This window comes from Corynebacterium sp. HMSC074C03 (assembly GCF_001838285.1).
In the GTDB taxonomy this organism is placed as follows: Bacteria; Actinomycetota; Actinomycetes; order Mycobacteriales; family Mycobacteriaceae; genus Corynebacterium; species Corynebacterium amycolatum.
In genome coordinates this window covers 152988-168508 of the sequence record NZ_KV836189.1, presented here as the reverse complement: position 1 = coordinate 168508, position 15521 = coordinate 152988, and the positions used below count along the sequence as shown (strand labels likewise).

At 60.1% G+C, this 15521-nt stretch carries 15 protein-coding genes; 12 read left to right on the top strand and 3 right to left on the bottom strand.

What is annotated here, in order from left to right; translation table 11 throughout:
* Nucleotides 1–35: 35 nt before the first annotated feature.
* On the bottom strand, nucleotides 36–1136 hold the full coding sequence (locus tag HMPREF2847_RS00900) for an esterase/lipase family protein (protein WP_070851200.1): 1101 nt from the start codon (nucleotides 1134–1136) through the stop codon (nucleotides 36–38).
* A 24-nt stretch (nucleotides 1137–1160) separates the two neighbouring features.
* On the opposite strand from HMPREF2847_RS00900, the gene HMPREF2847_RS00895 reads away from it, so the two are divergent.
* From HMPREF2847_RS00895 to groL, 11 genes are all read left to right on the top strand, one after another.
* Entirely contained in the window at nucleotides 1161–2831 is a 1671-nt protein-coding gene (locus HMPREF2847_RS00895) for an NAD(P)H-hydrate dehydratase (protein WP_070851199.1), read from the top strand.
* Nucleotides 2828–4441, top strand: coding sequence for a bifunctional alanine racemase/tRNA (adenosine(37)-N6)-threonylcarbamoyltransferase complex ATPase subunit type 1 TsaE (locus HMPREF2847_RS00890; protein ID WP_048731518.1), 1614 nt, complete (start codon nucleotides 2828–2830; stop codon nucleotides 4439–4441). The genes HMPREF2847_RS00895 and HMPREF2847_RS00890 overlap by 4 nt, the downstream gene beginning before the upstream one ends.
* Before the next feature lie 30 nt (nucleotides 4442–4471).
* Complete coding sequence (gene tsaB, locus HMPREF2847_RS00885; protein ID WP_048731519.1) at nucleotides 4472–5122, top strand: tRNA (adenosine(37)-N6)-threonylcarbamoyltransferase complex dimerization subunit type 1 TsaB; 651 nt, start codon at nucleotides 4472–4474, stop codon at nucleotides 5120–5122.
* Nucleotides 5119–5598, top strand: a complete 480-nt coding sequence (gene rimI / locus HMPREF2847_RS00880) for a ribosomal protein S18-alanine N-acetyltransferase (protein ID WP_048731521.1) — start codon at nucleotides 5119–5121, stop codon at nucleotides 5596–5598. The genes tsaB and rimI overlap by 4 nt, the downstream gene beginning before the upstream one ends.
* Nucleotides 5599–5636: 38 nt before the next feature.
* Nucleotides 5637–7373 (top strand): pyruvate dehydrogenase, encoded by a 1737-nt coding sequence (locus HMPREF2847_RS00875; protein ID WP_070851198.1) that lies wholly within the window; start codon nucleotides 5637–5639, stop codon nucleotides 7371–7373.
* A 55-nt stretch (nucleotides 7374–7428) separates the two neighbouring features.
* Nucleotides 7429–7857 carry a hypothetical protein gene (locus HMPREF2847_RS00870; protein ID WP_070851197.1) on the top strand — a complete coding sequence of 143 codons (429 nt, stop codon included), beginning with the start codon at nucleotides 7429–7431 and terminating at the stop codon, nucleotides 7855–7857.
* Between the two features lie 58 nt (nucleotides 7858–7915).
* A complete protein-coding gene (tsaD, locus tag HMPREF2847_RS00865) occupies nucleotides 7916–8995 on the top strand; it encodes a tRNA (adenosine(37)-N6)-threonylcarbamoyltransferase complex transferase subunit TsaD (protein ID WP_070851229.1) in 1080 nt (359 codons plus the stop codon).
* On the top strand, nucleotides 8992–9684 hold the full coding sequence (locus tag HMPREF2847_RS00860; protein ID WP_070851196.1) for a hypothetical protein: 693 nt from the start codon (nucleotides 8992–8994) through the stop codon (nucleotides 9682–9684). The genes tsaD and HMPREF2847_RS00860 overlap by 4 nt, the downstream gene beginning before the upstream one ends.
* A gap of 74 nt (nucleotides 9685–9758) precedes the next feature.
* Nucleotides 9759–10697, top strand: a complete 939-nt coding sequence (locus tag HMPREF2847_RS11700) for a hypothetical protein (RefSeq protein ID WP_246821882.1) — start codon at nucleotides 9759–9761, stop codon at nucleotides 10695–10697.
* A 156-nt stretch (nucleotides 10698–10853) separates the two neighbouring features.
* Complete coding sequence (gene groES, locus HMPREF2847_RS00850; protein WP_070851228.1) at nucleotides 10854–11153, top strand: co-chaperone GroES; 300 nt, start codon at nucleotides 10854–10856, stop codon at nucleotides 11151–11153.
* Between the two features lie 19 nt (nucleotides 11154–11172).
* Complete coding sequence (gene groL / locus HMPREF2847_RS00845; protein ID WP_070851195.1) at nucleotides 11173–12777, top strand: chaperonin GroEL; 1605 nt, start codon at nucleotides 11173–11175, stop codon at nucleotides 12775–12777.
* Nucleotides 12778–12896: 119 nt separating this feature from the next.
* Here groL and HMPREF2847_RS00840 read toward each other — a convergent pair whose 3' ends face one another.
* Both HMPREF2847_RS00840 and HMPREF2847_RS00835 read right to left on the bottom strand, forming a co-directional pair.
* A complete protein-coding gene (locus tag HMPREF2847_RS00840; protein ID WP_016422117.1) occupies nucleotides 12897–13220 on the bottom strand; it encodes a WhiB family transcriptional regulator in 324 nt (107 codons plus the stop codon).
* 137 nt (nucleotides 13221–13357) lie between these two features.
* Entirely contained in the window at nucleotides 13358–13750 is a 393-nt protein-coding gene (locus tag HMPREF2847_RS00835) for a DUF5319 domain-containing protein (protein WP_070851194.1), read from the bottom strand.
* A gap of 239 nt (nucleotides 13751–13989) precedes the next feature.
* Here HMPREF2847_RS00835 and guaB point away from each other — a divergent pair, with 239 nt between their 5' ends.
* On the top strand, nucleotides 13990–15519 hold the full coding sequence (gene guaB / locus HMPREF2847_RS00830; protein WP_070851193.1) for an IMP dehydrogenase: 1530 nt from the start codon (nucleotides 13990–13992) through the stop codon (nucleotides 15517–15519).
* The last annotated feature ends 2 nt before the right edge of the window (nucleotides 15520–15521 follow it).

The window sequence follows — 15521 nt, the reverse complement described above, 5'->3', positions numbered from 1 at the left end:
AGTTTTAGAAATATGTTCTAAAACTCCATGCTGAATTAGATCTGGCCGCGCCGTCCGAGCCTCCGTCCGAGCCTCCGCCGCCCGAGCCTCGTCGGCAGTGCGCCGTACATAGGCAGGACTCGCTGCCGTACATGGCGCGGCGTTTGCTTGTTGGTCGAAGAGTCCTCGGTGCCACCCTCCTCGGCGCGATCCAGCTCGTCTAAGAACTCGTGGATGAGTTCTAAGGTATTGGGGGAGTAGAGCAGCGCGAGGTGGTCAGACCAGTCGCCACCGCCGGTGGCGTTGTTGACGTTCGTAACGTGGTGACCCTCTTGTTCGGGCAAAAAGGCGCCGGTCCACGGGCGAACTACGGTGTCGAAAGGGGTGCCGATATTCAGGTAGTGCGGGCCGCGTCGGGTAATGCCACGCGCTGCGCGGTTCAGAGTCGCAATATAGTCGGAGTCCAGCAGCTGTTGAATACAGGCACGGCCGACAAGGCGGTCGACGAGTTTGTGCATTGGTAGGCCGCATCGCTCAAGGGCACTGAGCCTTCGGCGCATGCCCCACGCAGTAGTGCCGCGATGGTTTCCCGCAAGCGAGATGACTGCCCGCACGGGGCTGTTGTCGGAGGCGAACTGCTCGGCGTCTTCTTCGTTGAGGCCATGGTTGAGGGCGTCGTCGTAAAGCGAATCGATGCTCGCGTTGGCGTAACTGCGACAGTGCAGACCGCCCTGGGAATGACCGATGAGGTCGATGCGGGGTAGGGAGAGTTGGGCTCGGAAGCGGTCGAGAAGGTCGGTGACTTCGGCGAGCGCATCGTTCAAATCGGTGGTGGCTTTGACGCTGCGGAGGCGGCTGACTAGCGCGGCGGGGTCGGAGCCGTAATCGAGTGAGAATACAGGGCGATTCCGGGCGAGGAACGGCCCCAACATGGCGAAGGAGTTGAACGAGTTCATCCAGGTGCCGTGAACCAGGACAATTGGTGTGCGGCCGTTGTATCCATCCAGGTCGGGAGTGACTTTGCCGTCGAGGATTTCGCGAACGTCCTGCGCGCCGTGGGGGATCCATTCGGGATGACGCAACGAGCGCAGGTATGCCTGCGGAAAGGCGCGCAGTAGAGGGCCGAAAACTCGCGTGCTCGGGGAGTAGTCATCCATAGGGGCTAATCGTAGGCTGGGTTTATGACGTACTGCTACACAGCTGCCGAAATTCGCGCTGCGGAACAGCCCTATCTGGACGCACAAACGCGTGACGACGAACTCATGCGCCACGCAGCCGCCGCTGTGTCGGAGGTGGCGGAGCGGATGCTCGCTAAGGTGTCGCCGGAGCCTGGTCGCGGTCGTGTGCTGCTGTTGGTTGGGTCGGGAGGCAATGGTGGCGATGCGCTCTATGCCGGCCGGGACTTGTCGTCGGGCGGACATGGCGTGGATGCAGTTTTGCTGGGCACCAAGCCACATGAACGGGCGCTGAAAGCGTTTGAGCTCGCAGGCGGGCGGGTGCTGCCGTTGGGGTGTGACCGGGAGACGGATTTATCGAAGATTCTGTGGTCGATAAGTGAAGACTACGCACTGATTATCGACGGAATTGTGGGGCTCGGTGGTCATGGTGCGCTGCGCGAAGAGGCTGCGTGGCTGGTGCGCGAGGCAAACATAGGCGAGGTGCCTATTCTCTCGGTCGACGTGCCGAGTGGTGTGGAAGCCGATACCGGACGCACTTTTGATCCGCCCTCCCAGACCATCAACCCCGACCTCGACCTGGAAGAGGGCCAGGATCCGTACCTGCCATCCCACGTCGAGGCCACGACAACGGTGACCTTCGGCGGACTGCGCTACGCGCATGCACTGTCGGAAGCCTGTGGTGAGGTCGAATTGCACGAAATTGCGCTCGATGCCTTCTCCCTCGAACTTCCAGGACTGGGACAGACACTCTATGAAAACGGTCACTACAATGCCGTCCACCACCAGACTCCGACCGTAGAGTTTTACGAAGCCCTAGGCGGGAGCTTTCCGGCACCTTTTGGCGCGAAGACTCAGCTCGAACCCGGTGCTAATGACCACAAGTACTCCACTGGAGTTACAGGTATCGCCGCCGGTAGCGAGGCGTATCCGGGCGCTGGTCAGCTGTGTGCCTCCGCTGCCGTGCACGCGACCAGTCCCGCGGTTATCTATGTCGGCGACGTGGATGCCCGCAACCGCATCACCGCAGCCTTGCCGACGGTCATTGCGCAGCCGGACTCGGTGGATCGTAAAGAGGTGCGCGTCGATGCCTGGGTTGTCGGCCCTGGTCGCGGCACTGATGAGCGCGCGGCCGAGGAACTGCGCGACATTCTGGCCACCGACAAACCAGTCGTCATCGACGCTGACGCACTGACGCTGCTGTCGAAGCATGAGGACATCCGACAGCTCGTCCGCGAGCGCGGCCAAGAGCGCAACCTGCGCACTGTTCTCACTCCGCACGCCGGCGAATTTGAGCGCCTTACCGGGCACGAGGTCACTAACGCCATCGCAGATGCCCGTGAACTTGCCGAGCAGTTCTCCTGTGAAGTGTTGCTCAAGGGACGCCGCACCGTGATTGCCAATCCGACAACGCAGCGCACAGTCGTGATTGACGCGGGTAGCTCCTGGGCAGCCACGCCGGGCTCCGGCGATGTACTGTCCGGACTTCTCGGCGCCTGGGTAGCGCGTGGCGAATCCCTCTACGTACCAGTAATTATTCACGCTCGCGCCGCATTCTTGGCCGCGCAGACAGAGTTCGGACCAGCACCCTGCAGCGCCCAGGACATCGCTGAATCCATCCGAGATGCCACCGCATGGTTCACCAATGAAGGCAGCAGTGGCAAAATACGGCTATGACTTCCTCGGCACCAGCCATCCTGACCCATACCGTTAATCTCGACGCAATCACCCACAATGTGAAGACCGTCAAGGCCATCGCAGGGGTGTCGGAATTCATGGCCGTCGTCAAGGCGGACGGCTACTCGCAGGGTGCGCTGCAGACCGCGCGTGCCGCACTGGCCGGCGGCGCAACACAGCTCGGCGTCGCAACAATCGACGAGGCGCTCTCCCTCCGCGAGGAACACCGCACCACGCTTGACGACGGCCACACCATCCCCATCCTCGCCTGGATCTGGGACGCGGCAGCCACCTCGTTGCTGCAGCGTGCTGTGGCTGCAGATATTGACCTCGGCCTGCCGTCGATGGCTCATGCGCTGGCCGTGGCCAATGCCGGGCGGGCGCTATCGGTGACACCACGTGTGACGGTGATGGTCGATACGGGCTTGGGTCGCTCGGGATTCTCTATGGCCAATGGGGACTTTGAGAATGCGGTTGATCAGCTGGTCGAGCTGCACAAGACCGGCGCGCTGAACATCACCGGTGCTTTCACGCACTTTGCGTGCGCGGATGAGCCGGGCAACGAGAGCGTCGATAAGCAGGCGCAGAATTTCCGAACCGCCATTTCTGTCCTGCGCGAGGCGGGGCTGGACGAGATGATTAACCATGCGGCGAATTCGCCGGCATCGTTGTCGCGTCCTGACCTGACCTTCGACATGGTGCGCCCAGGGCTGGCGATTTATGGTGGCGAGCCAATTGTGGGGTCCACCCATGGATTGCGTTCAGCGATGCGGTGGGAAGCGTCGGTCATCTTGGTCAAGAAGCTGCCGGCAGGGCAGTCGGTGTCCTACGGACAGACCTGGACAGCTGACCGCGATACCACCATCGGCATCGTGCCCTGCGGCTATGCCGACGGCATGATGCGCTCGGCATCCGGTCGTTTCGAAGTCAGCATCAATGGCACACGCTATCCGCAGGTAGGACGCGTGTGCATGGATCAGTTCGTCGTCGACCTTGGTCCAGACAGTGATGTCGAGGCCGGCGACACGGCGGTCATCGTCGGTGATCCTACACTGGGGGAGCCCGGTCTCGATGACCTCGCGGAGGCATCCGGCACCATTAACTACGAAATCCTCACCGCGCCGAAGGGACGCAGCGAGCGAAAGTGGGTGCGCAGCCGCATCGCGCCAACCGCAGAGGACATGCGTGACCTCGGCGAGGAGATTGGCCGGGAGCTAGCCGCCGGGGATCTGGTGATTCTCGATGGCCCACTCGGCGCGGGTAAGACCACTCTCACGCAGGGCATCGCCCGCGGCATGAATGTGCGCGGTCGCGTGACGTCGCCGACGTTCACCATCGCCCGCGAGCACCGTCCGCTCGCAAAAGATGGCGTCACCCTCATCCACGTCGACGCCTATCGACTCTTCGGCGAAGAGGGACCCGGCTCCGATGGCGAGGCCTTCGATGCGCTGGATTCACTCGATCTGGACACCGACCTCGAGGACAGCGTCGTGGTCGCCGAGTGGGGAATGGGGCTCGCCGAGGTGCTCTCTGAGCGCTATCTGCAGGTGAGTATCGATCGTTCGCGTGACGACGATACCCGCGTCGTCACCTGGAAGTGGAGCAAGTAGCTTCAAGTCGGTTCAAGTAGGTTACTGAGTATGAACATTTTGGCCGTTGACACATCGACCCCACAGGTCACCGCGGGAATTGTCCGCGATGGTGAAACCGTGGCCGAAAAGCTGCACCTGGATGCCCGCGCGCACAACGAGGTGCTGGTGCCGCTGATTCAGCAGTGCCTCACCGACAGTGGGGTGGCGGCAGCCGAGCTAGATGCCGTGGTTGTCGGCTGTGGTCCGGGGCCGTTTACGGGTTTGCGCGTTGGTATGGCCACCGCAGCCTCCTTTGCCGACGCTCTGGGAATTCCCTGCTACGGCATCTGCAGCCTGGATGCGCTCGCGGGTGGTGTTGGCGATGAACTGGTCGTCACCGATGCTCGCCGCCGCGAGGTGTACTTCGCGGCCTACCGCGATGGCCAGCGAGTTTTCGGTCCGGCAGTGGCCAAGCCAGCCGACGTCATGGAGCTTCTCAAGGAAGAGCTCGCAGCAGAAGTCGCAGACTTCACGCCGAGCCACGCCCGCGGCAGCCTCAGCCACATCGAGCAAATTGCCGGGCTTGAGGTTGCTGCCGAACAAGTCTTTCCCACTCCGAAAGCCATGGTTGAAGCGGCCCACTTTGACTCCGCGCCGGGCCCACTGGTGCCGCTGTACTTGCGCCGTCCGGATGCCGTTGTCCCGAAGGCTATGAGATGAGCGTCGTCAAGCTAGTGCGTCTCGGGCCTCCTGCAGCCAAGGCGTGTGCGGCGATCGAGGCGGAGCTATTTGCCGGCGATGATCCCTGGCCGGAATCGGTCTTTATGGCAGAGCTGGCCGCGCCGAACAATTTCTACGTCGGGCTGATCGCAGAGGCAGACGGGGACGAAGAACTGTGCGGCTATGCGGGAATTACCAGGCTGGGGCCTGCGGGTGCCGCCGAGTACGAGATTCACACCATCGGCGTGGGGCAGAAGTGGCAGCGTCGAGGTTTTGGGGCGCAGCTCATGGACGCGCTGATGGCAGCGGTGGCGGAGGATCCGGGCCCAGTGTTTTTAGAAGTGCGCACGGATAATGAACCCGCTATCGCCATGTATCGACGCTACGGCTTCGAAAATATGGGGCTACGAAAAAACTACTACCCGGGCTCTGGGGCGGACGCTTACACAATGTGCCGGCCTGTGCCCGCCGGCTAAATGTTGACGTAGCGACTATTCTGCGCTAGACCGGTCACATGGCTAAAACCTTTGCAAAGCAGCTCGTAGAAACCCTAGAGAATCAAGGTGTCAAGCGAATCTTCGGACTCGTCGGAGATAGTTTGAACCCCATTGTCGACGCGGTGCGTGAGTCCTCCATTGAGTGGGTGCACGTCCGCAACGAGGAGGCTGCGGCCTTCGCTGCCGGTGCCGAGTCCCTGGTCACCGGCGAATTAGCAGTGTGTGCGGCCTCTTGCGGTCCGGGTAACACCCACCTCATTCAGGGCCTCTATGACTCCCACCGCAACGGCGCAAAGGTGCTGGCGCTGGCATCGCACATTCCTTCTCGCCAGATTGGCTCGAATTTCTTCCAGGAGACCCATCCGGAGTTTATCTTCAACGAGTGCTCCGGTTACTGCGAGATGGTGAACTCCGCTGAGCAGGGTGGCGTCGTTTTGCATCATGCTATCCAGTCGACCATGACTGGCCACGGTGTTTCCGTGCTGGTTCTGCCGGGCGACATTACAACGCATGAAGTGGAAAATGATGAGTTCGTCACCTCCACTATCAGCAGCGGTCGCCCAGTCGTATTCCCTGATGCCGGCCAGGCCGCCGCGCTTGCCGACGCAATCAATGAGGCTAAAACCGTCACGCTTTTCTGTGGCGCAGGTGTGAAGGATGCCCGCGAACAGGTGCTCAAGCTTGCGGAGAAGATTAAGTCGCCGGTGGGGCATGCGCTGGGTGGCAAGATGTACATCCAGTACGACAACCCCTATGACGTCGGAATGTCCGGACTGCTGGGCTACGGCGCCTGCCACGATGCCTCTAACGATGCTGATTTGTTGATTCTGCTCGGTACTGACTTCCCGTACAACGACTTCCTGCCGACTAAGAACGTCGCCCAGGTCGATATCGATGGTCGCGCCATCGGTCGTCGTACCACGGTGAAGTACCCAGTCGTCGGCGATGTGGCTGCAACGATCGAAACCATCCTGCCGTACCTGGATGAAAAGACCGACCGCTCCTTCCTGGACAAGCAGCTGCGGAACCACGAGCGCCTGCTCAGCCACGTCATCGAGGCATACACCCATGACGTTGAGAACATGCGCCCGATTCACCCGGAGTATGTGGCCGACCTGATTGATAAGTACGCCGATGACGATGCCGTCTTCACCGTCGACACCGGTATGGGCAATGTCTGGGCTGCACGCTACGTCACGCCGAATGGCAGGCGAGAGCAGATCGGTTCTTTCCGTCACGGCACTATGGCCAATGCACTGTCGCAGGCCATTGGTGTGCAGGCTGCTGACCGGGACCGTCAGGTCATTACCTTCAACGGTGACGGTGGCCTGTCAATGCTGCTCGGTGAGCTCATCACCGTGCAGCAGCAGCAGCTGCCGATCAAGATGTTTGTGTTCAACAACTCCTCGCTCGGCATGGTCAAGTTGGAAATGCTGGTCCAGGGTCTGCCGGAGCACCAGACCGACCACGGGGCAGTCGACTACGCGGGAGTCGCGGAGTCGCTGGGTATCAAGGCCATCCGCATTGAAGATCCGGCCGATGCACCCCGCCTGATTCAGGAGGCGCTGGCCTACGACGGTCCGGTACTGGTGGACATGGTCACCGACCCGAACGCTCTGTCCATTCCGGCGAATATCACCTGGGACATGCTGATGGGATTCTCCAAGGCCGCTACGCGCACCGTCTTCGGTGGTGGCGTTGGCCAGATGATCAACATGGCACGGTCGAACCTGCGTAACATTCCGCGTCCGTAGCGGGGGTATCGCCCTCGAGATGCGGGAGCGGGGTCGGTGCGGTACCACTGTGTCCATGATTAAAGGTTTTCTGGTGAACCCTGACCTGACGCATCGCATCATCGAATTCGAGCTGGATGCCGCCGCTACCTTCCTCGGTGGCGTTTCCACCGACCGGGTTTCTGTGGTGTTCCAGGAAGATGGCACCGATTACGCCGCTTTGTACAACCCGACGGCCAAGGCTGAGGGCGCTGAACCGAACCCGGTCGCGTCCCTCGGCCGCAATGAGGCAGCCACGGGTAACTCCGCTTTCTTCACCGACCCGACCACCGCTATCTGTGGAACGGTTGTCTTCGTCGATGCCGAGGGCGAGGACATTGGGGACGAGGAGATCGAACGCATCAAGCACGGCATGCGTGCCGTTCGTCACTACCGCGATGACTACCCGGAGGAATACGCCCTCTGGCGTGCCGCTGTGAGGAACCTCGGTCGCCTCGAGATTTAAGCTCGGTCGCTGGTAAGCGACCCGGTGCCGCGCTAGTACCATTACTGCTATGACCGAGTTGACCCTGCTGGCAATCGAGAGTTCCTGCGATGAGACAGGCGCTGCAGTGATGCGTGTGCGCTACGACGACACGGACACCAGCACCCCAGCCATTCCAGAGGTGGAAGTGCTTGCCGACGTCGTCGCATCCTCCATGGAACAGCACGCCCGCTTCGGCGGTGTAGTCCCGGAGATTGCTTCCCGCGCTCATTTGGAAGCCCTGCAGCCAGTGGTTTCCGAGGCGCGTGCGCAAGCAGCTGCCAAGCTCGGTATCGAAACTTTTATCCCAGATGCCGTCGCCGCAACCGTGGGGCCTGGTCTCGCCGGTGCGCTGCTGGTTGGTTCGGCAGGCGCGAAGGCCTATGCCGCCGCCTGGGGTGTGCCTTTCTACGGCATTAACCACCTTGGTGGCCACGTTGCTGTCGGAGCTCTCGACGGCGCGGATCTGTCCAATGCAGTGGCGCTGCTAGTTTCCGGCGGGCACACGCAGCTGCTGCGTGTGCAGGGGGTTGGTCGTCCGATGGAGGAGCTCGGATCGACGCTTGACGACGCGGCCGGAGAGGCATACGACAAGGTTTCTAGGTTGCTGGGGTTGGGTTACCCGGGCGGCCCGATTATCGATAAGTTGGCTAAGCAGGGAAATCGCAAGGCCATCGCGTTTCCTCGGGCCATGATGCGCCAGCAGGATGCGCGCCATGACTTCTCCTTCTCCGGCTTGAAGACAGCCGTGGCCCGCTATGTCGAGGCAGCGGAGAAGGAAGGTCGTGAGTACTCGGTCGAAGACGTCTGTGCTTCCTTCCAGGAAGCGGTCTGCGATGTGTTGACGAAGAAGGCCGTTCGCGCCGCTCAGGATGTGGGGGCGAGCACTCTGCTGCTCGGTGGCGGTGTAGCTGCGAACTCGAGGTTGCGTGAACTCGCAGCGGCGCGGGCTACGTCGGCGGGAATTACTCTGCATGTGCCCCCGATTAAGCTGTGTACTGATAATGGTGTCATGATTGGCGCAGCTGCCGCCTACCTCATCGCCGCGGGAGCTAAGCCCTCTGGTTACGCCTGTCCGACCGACCCATCCATGCCAGTGGAAGAGCCTGTAGTGCAATGAGCGGTAATTTCAATCAGTGGGAACTGAACCCTGAGCAGCCCGAGCAATCGAACCAGTCCGAGTGGGCGGAGACACAGCAGTTCGCGCCAGTATCTGGCGGTAGTGGTAGCAGTACGCGCAGCGGTCTGGTCTGGTCACTTGTTGCAGTCGTGGCTATCGCGTTGGTCGCCGTGCTCGGTTACCTGGCGTGGGGAGTAAAAACCGAGCGGATCAGTTTGCCCGTGGTAGAGGTGGCGCAAGAGTCGTCGTCAAGCGTGGAGCAAACGCCTGCGGAGATAACGTCGACGAAAACAGTTACCCAGACGCAGACTGAAACGCAGGTTCAGCAGGAACCGGTGTGGCGGGAAAACTCCGGCTTTATTTCTTCGGTTGAGACTTCTCGGGGAACCATTGTGCCGGCGAGCCTGGCGTGTGACGGTCATTATGTGGTGATTGTCCAGTCCGTGATAGGCGGCAACAATTCGACAACGCGGCAGGAATTGGCACGTGCGCTTGAGCAGGACTCGGACCTTCGGTACGCCACGCCTGGGCTGTGTCCGTCATTGAGGCCTTCCTATGAGGACAAGGACGTTTACGCTGTCTACTTCGATGCTGGTAGCGCGGAAGAAGCTTGCTCGTTGAAGCGCCAGTGGGGCGGAAACGTGCGCGCAATGAAAAATGAGACTGATTACCACTCAGACCCGTGTTAAATTCCGTTAATTGACTATGACTTGTTTCTCTGTCGTCGATTGCAGAACAACTACAGGAAAGCGCTTGCCCAAAAATGAGTAAAGACTACAGCGAGTGGGAGCTTCAGCCATCCGATAATTCGCAAGATCAGACTGAGCTGTTTGCACCACAGTCGCAAGCACCGCAAGGTGAAGATCAGCGCGGCCGTGGTCGGGGAGTGTTATGGGCGATGGTCACGCTGCTGCTTGTTTTGATTGTCGCTGTAGCGACGGTGCTTTACCTAGTTGTGAGGGGTCGAGGTGAACAGTGGCTTGGTGCAGGCGCCAAGGATGAAGCAGCGCCGAAGCGTACTGTTACCGCGACTGCGACGGAGACCGTGAAGGTGAAGTCGCCGGAGAAGACCAAGAAGGAACGCTGTGCGGCATCGGCTTTCGTCAATGATGCAAGTCGATTCGTTGTTCATTTTTGTGATGGCCAGTGGGCTGTGACTGGGGTTGAAGGCACCGGTGGATTCGGCGCGTGGCGCTGGGGCGGTTCGGGATGGGCTGAATACGAGCGCCACGGGACACAATCGCCCAGTGACTACGCCTGCTTCGACATGGACCGGCTGAAGCGAGAAGGCGCCCCGGTTGGTTTCCAGAATGCGGTGACAGCATGCGAGGGGTCAGAGACCACGACGTCCACGGAGAAGGAAGCGAAGAAGACAGCAACAAAGACTAGGGAAACCACGAGTACGGCTAGCTCTGAGTATCCGATTAGTGGGGATTGCGAGGCATCGGCGTTCCCGACTACGGAGGAGAACTTTACGGTCGTCGCCTGTGACGGATGGTGGGCACTGGGTGGACGCGCAAACAGCGGTGGACTGGTGGTTTACCAATGGGACGAAGGTGCCTGGCAAAGGAGGGAGCCAGACAGTCGTTACACAACCGGCTCGGGCGGTCCCTGCTTTAGCGATGAATACATCGAAGAACACGGAATGACGGTTACGGTGTTCGATCGGATGGCTTGCAACCCCGACAAGCTGACTAACTAGCATTAGCGCTCACTATTGTTGAGTGTTAGCACTTGCAGGGGTAGAGTGCTAACGAAGGTTGTTTGACACACAGTTGTTCACCCGCGACGACGGCTGTGCACGGCAGACCAACCGGCACAAGAACATCACATCACCGCATGTATGGAGGAATTCATCGTGGCGAACGTCAACATCAAGCCGCTGGAGGACCGCGTCCTCGTCCAGATCAACGAAGCAGAGACCACCACGGCTTCCGGCCTGGTTATCCCGGACTCCGCTAAGGAGAAGCCGCAGGAGGCCACCGTTATTGCAGTTGGTCCGGGTCGCTGGGCCGATGACGATGACCGCATTCCTATGGACGTCAAGGAGGGTGACATCGTCATCTTCTCCAAGTACGGCGGCGCTGAGCTGAAGTACCAGGGCGAGGAGTACCTGCTGCTGTCGCAGCGCGACATCCTGGCTGTTATCGAGAACTAAAGGGAGGACGTACCCACACATGGCGAAGCTTATTGCTTTTAACGAAGAGGCTCGCGAAGGCCTCAAGCGCGGTGTGGACACGCTTGCCGACGCAGTCAAGGTCACGCTTGGCCCGAAGGGTCGCAACGTTGTCCTGGACAAGGCCTTCGGTGGTCCGCTGGTCACCAATGACGGTGTGACCATCGCCCGCGATATCGACGTTGAGGATCCGTTCGAGAACCTCGGCGCTCAGTTGGTTAAGTCTGTTGCGGTCAAGACCAATGACGTTGCCGGTGACGGCACTACTACCGCAACGCTGCTGGCACAGGCGCTGGTCCACGAGGGTCTGCGCAATGTTGCAGCTGGCGCAAACCCGGTTTCCCTGAACCGCGGTATCCACGCTGCATCCGATAAGGCTGTTGAACTGCTGAAGCAGCGTGCCACCCCGGTGAGCAGCTCCGCTGCCATCGCTCAGGTGGCAACCGTTTCCTCGCGTGACACTGAAATCGGCGACCTGGTTGCAGGTGCTATGGACAAGGTTGGCAAGGACGGCGTCGTCTCTGTTGAAGAGTCGCAGTCGATTGCCACCGAGCTGTCCGTGACTGAGGGCGTGTCCTTTAATAAGGGCTTCCTCTCCCCGTACTTCATCACCGACGTTGAGGCTCAACAGGCAATTCTCGACGGTGCACAGGTGCTGCTGGTCCGCGAGAAGATTTCCTCCCTGCCAGAGTTCCTGCCGATTTTGGAGAAGATTGCCGAGTCCGGCAAGCCGACTCTGATTATGGCTGAGGATATCGAGGGCGAGGCTCTGTCCGCGCTGGTTATCAACGCTATGCGCAAGACCTTGAAGGTTGCCGCAGTGAAGGCACCGTACTTCGGTGACCGTCGTAAGGCGTTCATGGATGACTTGGCAGTCGTCACCGGTGCAACCGTCGTTACGGCTGACACCGGCATGCAGCTCAAGGACGTTGGACTTGAGGTGCTGGGTAATGCGCGCCGCATCACCATTACCAAGGATGAGACCGTCCTGGTTGACGGTGCTGGCACCGCTGAGGCTGTGGAAGAGCGTCGTAACCAGATTCGTGCCGAGATTGAACGCACCGACTCTGACTGGGACCGCGAGAAGCTGGAAGAACGTCTGGCGAAGCTCTCTGGCGGCGTGGCTGTCATTAAGGTTGGCGCTGCTACCGAGACCGAGGTCAACGAGCGCAAGCTGCGCGTCGAGGATGCCATCAACGCTGCTCGTGCAGCAGCCCAGGAAGGCGTTATCGCCGGTGGCGGTTCCGTGCTGGTGCAGATTTCCCGTGAACTCGAGGCATTTGCCGACGAGTTTGAGGGAGACGAGGCAGTCGGTGTTCGCGCAGTTGCCAAGGCTCTGACCCGTCCGGCTTTCTGGATTGCAGAGAACGCTGGTAAGGACGGCGCAGTCGTCGTCTACCACATCGGTGAGCAGGAGAACGGCAACGGCTACAACGCTGCAACCGACACTTACGAGAACCTGATTGAGTCCGGTGTCATCGACCCGGTCAAGGTCACTCACTCCGCAGTCGTCAACGCAACCTCCGTGGCACGCATGCTGCTGACTACCGAGGCTTCCGTTGTGGACAAGCCGGAAGAGGAGCCGGAGAACGATCACGCTCACTAATCGCTAATGAGCTAGTGCACTAGTTGCTAGTACGCGAAATGCTCCCCGCCTTTCAATCGAAGGGTGGGGAGCACTTTTGTTTCTATGTGAGTTAGCTGGAGGCCGAAAGAGCAGAGAACCTACATGGCAGTGACCAGAACGCGTTCAAGTTCGCGCTCGCGTGCAGCCGGCTTAGCTCGAAGGATCTCATTTCGCTCAGACTCGCTGAGACCACCCCACACGCCGTATGGTTCACCAACCTTGAGTGCGTGACTACGGCACTGCATGAGAACGGGGCAAGAACGGCAGATAGCCTTCGCGCGGGCTTCGCGGAGGCTGCGTGCGCGTCCGCGCTCGCCTTCCGGGTGGAAGAAAGTTGCGGAGTCCTGCCCGCGGCAAGAGCCGTGCAGCTGCCAATCCCACAAATCTGCATTGGGCCCGGGCAAGTGGTCGATGTACGTCATCGGATTTGATGTCTCCTTCACTGAGCTTTCTTGAAGCAGTGAGCTCAAGTGTGGAGGCCAACAATGAACGGTTGGTAAACCCCAGGAGGCTAACCGGGATACTGTGCAAACAATTCCGTCAAACTCTTATCAAATTTTTAGAAACGACCAGGTCGGCGCGAACGCAGACCGTCGACAAAGCCTGCGCAGTATTCCCATGGGGCGTAGCGGGTTCGGTCCGGGTCGAACTGCGGCTCGTGGACTGGGGACTCCTGGCCTGACAGAAGCATCAAGTAGTGATTTTCCAGTACATCCCAGTTATAAAAGTGCTCGTCACCGCAGTCCTCACACAGCATGCACACGCCAAGCAGTCCCTCTGGACTCAGTGCAGTACGAAATAGGCGAACGGCGGAAAGGTCTTCAAGAACTTCCCGACGTTCCTGGTCTGTCAACGGCGCGAAAGGCTCATCCGGCTCGAGGAAGCTTGCCGGGTCATTGGGATCTCCTTCGAACGGATCCCGCGGCATGGACGAGAAAAAGTCGTGGTTCACAATCCCTACCGTAACAGCTCTGTACGGCAATCCCGACGATTGGCAATGCACTTAGTTGGGGTTTAGTTCACCTTGGTATAACCCTCAGCTAGCTTTTGGCTAACCCTTGTCGGGTACCTGTCGCTCCGCCTAATTGTCGCGTTTCATCACTTAGGGACTACCCTGTATATAACGTTTGGCAACCACGAAGCGATAGCGCCCCTGGCCGGATGTCGGCAAGGGTGGAGCAGGAGGAGTCCATGACCAACCCCACGGGAATTAGCCTCGGCGGAGACAATCCCAACAAGATTCCACTAGTCGGCCTTACATTCGATGATGTCCTGCTGCTGCCGGACGCTTCGGACGTTATCCCCTCCGCTGTTGATACCTCTACGCAGCTGACTCGTGAACTGCGTCTGAACATTCCAATCGTGTCCGCCGCTATGGACACCGTCACCGAGGCTCGCATGGCTGTTGCCATGGCCCGCCAGGGCGGTATGGGCATCCTGCACCGCAACCTGTCCATCGAGGAGCAGGCTCAGCAGGTCGAGATTGTGAAGCGCTCTGAGGCTGGCATGGTGTCCGACCCGGTGACCTGTTCCCCGGATGACACCATTGCCGAAGTAGATGCCAAGTGCGCTCGTTACCGCATCTCGGGCCTGCCGGTCGTCGACAAGGACGGCAAGCTAGTCGGTATCTGCACCAACCGCGACATGCGCTTCGAGGCAGATTTGAACCGCAAGGTCTCCGAGATTATGACACCGATGCCGCTCGTCGTGGCTGAGCAGGGTGTGTCTGGCGATGCGGCGCTGAACCTGCTGCGCGCCCACAAGGTGGAGAAGCTGCCGATCGTCGATGGCGAAGGCCGTCTGACTGGTCTGATTACCGTCAAGGACTTCGTCAAGAAGGATCAGTACCCGAATGCTTCCAAGGATGGTTCCGGCCGTCTGCTGGTCGGTGCTGGCATCGGTACCGGCGAGGACTCCTGGAAGCGCGCACACGCATTGGCTGACGCAGGCGTAGACGTGCTCGTTGTTGATACCGCTCACGCCCACAACTCAGGTGTACTTGGGATGGTCTCCCGCGTTAAGAAGGAATTCGGCGAGAGCATCCAGATTATCGGCGGCAACCTGGCTACCCGTGGCGCTGCACAGGCCATGATTGACGCGGGTGCAGATGCCATCAAGGTCGGTATCGGCCCGGGCTCGATTTGCACCACTCGCGTTGTCGCAGGTGTAGGTGCCCCGCAGATCACCGCCATCATGGAAGCCTCTGTCGCAGCTAAGAAGGCTGGCGTTCCGATTATCGCCGATGGCGGTATGCAGTTCTCCGGCGACATCGCCAAGGCTCTGGCGGCCGGTGCATCCTCCGTCATGCTCGGTTCGATGCTGGCCGGTACCGCTGAGGCTCCGGGTGAGGTCACCTTCGTCAACGGCAAGCAGTACAAGATGTACCGCGGCATGGGCTCGCTGGGCGCCATGCAGGGCCGCGGCCTGACCGGTGAGAAGCGCTCCTACTCCAAGGATCGCTACTTCCAGGCTGACGTCAAGAGCGAAGAGAAGCTGGTTCCGGAAGGTATCGAGGGCCGTGTTCCGTTCCGCGGCAGCATCGACTCCATCGTTCACCAGCTGGTTGGTGGTCTGCGCGCAGCTATGGGCTACACCGGTTCCGCTACCGTCGAGCAGCTGCACGACGCACAGTTTGTCCAGATCACCGCTGCAGGCCTGCGCGAGTCGCACCCGCACGATATCCAGATGACTGTCGAAGCGCCGAACTACTACCAGCGCTAAAC

What these genes read in the sequence shown, in the direction of transcription:
- HMPREF2847_RS00840 (WP_016422117.1), bottom strand. Translation starts at nt 13,220, where the DNA reads ATGACGTACATCGACCACTTGCCCGGGCCCAATGCAGATTTGTGGGAT.
- HMPREF2847_RS00890 (WP_048731518.1), top strand. Translation starts at nt 2,828, where the DNA reads ATGACTTCCTCGGCACCAGCCATCCTGACCCATACCGTTAATCTCGAC.
- HMPREF2847_RS00895 (WP_070851199.1), top strand. Translation starts at nt 1,161, where the DNA reads ATGACGTACTGCTACACAGCTGCCGAAATTCGCGCTGCGGAACAGCCC.
- groL (WP_070851195.1), top strand. Translation starts at nt 11,173, where the DNA reads ATGGCGAAGCTTATTGCTTTTAACGAAGAGGCTCGCGAAGGCCTCAAG.
- HMPREF2847_RS00900 (WP_070851200.1), bottom strand. Translation starts at nt 1,136, where the DNA reads ATGGATGACTACTCCCCGAGCACGCGAGTTTTCGGCCCTCTACTGCGC.
- HMPREF2847_RS00870 (WP_070851197.1), top strand. Translation starts at nt 7,429, where the DNA reads ATGATTAAAGGTTTTCTGGTGAACCCTGACCTGACGCATCGCATCATC.
- HMPREF2847_RS00875 (WP_070851198.1), top strand. Translation starts at nt 5,637, where the DNA reads ATGGCTAAAACCTTTGCAAAGCAGCTCGTAGAAACCCTAGAGAATCAA.
- rimI (WP_048731521.1), top strand. Translation starts at nt 5,119, where the DNA reads ATGAGCGTCGTCAAGCTAGTGCGTCTCGGGCCTCCTGCAGCCAAGGCG.
- guaB (WP_070851193.1), top strand. Translation starts at nt 13,990, where the DNA reads ATGACCAACCCCACGGGAATTAGCCTCGGCGGAGACAATCCCAACAAG.
- HMPREF2847_RS11700 (WP_246821882.1), top strand. Translation starts at nt 9,759, where the DNA reads ATGAGTAAAGACTACAGCGAGTGGGAGCTTCAGCCATCCGATAATTCG.
- HMPREF2847_RS00860 (WP_070851196.1), top strand. Translation starts at nt 8,992, where the DNA reads ATGAGCGGTAATTTCAATCAGTGGGAACTGAACCCTGAGCAGCCCGAG.
- tsaB (WP_048731519.1), top strand. Translation starts at nt 4,472, where the DNA reads ATGAACATTTTGGCCGTTGACACATCGACCCCACAGGTCACCGCGGGA.